This is a genomic window from Kitasatospora sp. NPDC089797 (assembly GCF_040684795.1).
Lineage (GTDB): Bacteria > Actinomycetota > Actinomycetes > Streptomycetales > Streptomycetaceae > Kitasatospora.
Window position 1 is genome coordinate 1 of the sequence record NZ_JBFBGS010000124.1, and the last position, 1,032, is coordinate 1,032.

The window sequence follows — 1,032 nt, forward strand, 5'->3', positions numbered from 1 at the left end:
CGTCGGCTACGAAATGGCCCTGCTCGTCGACCGCGCAGGCGCCGTCCTCACCCCCGCACTCCGCGCAGAACTCCAGGGCAGTCTCCTGCACTGACGGTTCGTCGGATACCGTCCAGGTATTCGAAGCACCTCCGCGTCCTTCCCGGGCCCGCTTCGGCGGGCTCGGGTTCGGGCGTTGTACGGCCTTCGCACCACCGGCTCCGGACTCGTACCGAAGCTCGCACCGCACCGCCGCACCTTGTGAGGAGAGGAACCGTGACACCGCCCGACGACCGCAGCGGCCAGTACGGCGTTCCGTACCCTGGCACGGGCCATGACGCCTTCGGAGCACCCGGCGCCGGCCACGGTCAGCAGTACGGTCGGCAGCAGTACGGACAGCCGCAGCCGCAGCCGTACGCCCGGCCCGAGGAACAGTACGGCCAGTACGGCCAGTACGCCGGACCGCAGCCCGCCTTCGACACCCCGCCGCCCGGCTACCCGACGCCGCCCGGCCCGGTGCCCGCCCCGACGCCCGGCCACCGGTCGGACCGACGCCCCGGGCACGTCGAGGAGTTCGAGGACGAACCGGACTCCGGCCCGCTGATCCGGCCGTTCGCCATGACCGGCGGTCGCACCCGGCCCCGCTACGAGCTCGCGCTGGAGGCCCTGGTCTCCGCCGACGTCGACCCGCAGCGGCTGGCCACCCTCCTCCCGGAGCACCAGCGGATCTGCACGCTGTGCAGGGAGGTCAAATCCGTAGCCGAGGTGTCGGCGCTGCTCTCCCTTCCCCTGGGAGTGGCCCGCATCCTCGTGGCCGACCTGGCCGAGGCCGGTCTCGTCGCCATCCACCAGCCCGCTTCCGGGGGCGAAACCGGAAACCAGCCCGACGTCACGCTGCTCGAAAGGGTCCTCAGTGGACTTCGCAAGCTCTAACGCGGCCGCCCCCACCCGCGCCACCACCTCCGCGAAGATCGTCATCGCGGGCGGCTTCGGCGTCGGCAAGACCACGCTCGTCGGCGCCGTCTCCGAGATCAACCCGCTGCGCACCGAAGC

Annotated in this window: 1 protein-coding gene and 2 pseudogenes; all 3 read left to right on the forward strand. The window is 72.0% G+C overall.

Annotated elements, in window-relative coordinates:
• Nucleotides 1–94, forward strand: a pseudogene (locus AB0O91_RS41215) (roadblock/LC7 domain-containing protein); the annotation flags it as partial.
• A 161-nt stretch (nt 95–255) separates the two neighbouring features.
• Nucleotides 256–912, forward strand: a complete 657-nt coding sequence (locus AB0O91_RS41220) for a DUF742 domain-containing protein (protein ID WP_363444704.1) — start codon at nt 256–258, stop codon at nt 910–912.
• Nucleotides 893–1,032 (forward strand): annotated as a pseudogene (locus AB0O91_RS41225) (ATP-binding protein); the annotation flags it as partial. The gene AB0O91_RS41220 and the pseudogene AB0O91_RS41225, both read left to right, overlap by 20 nt.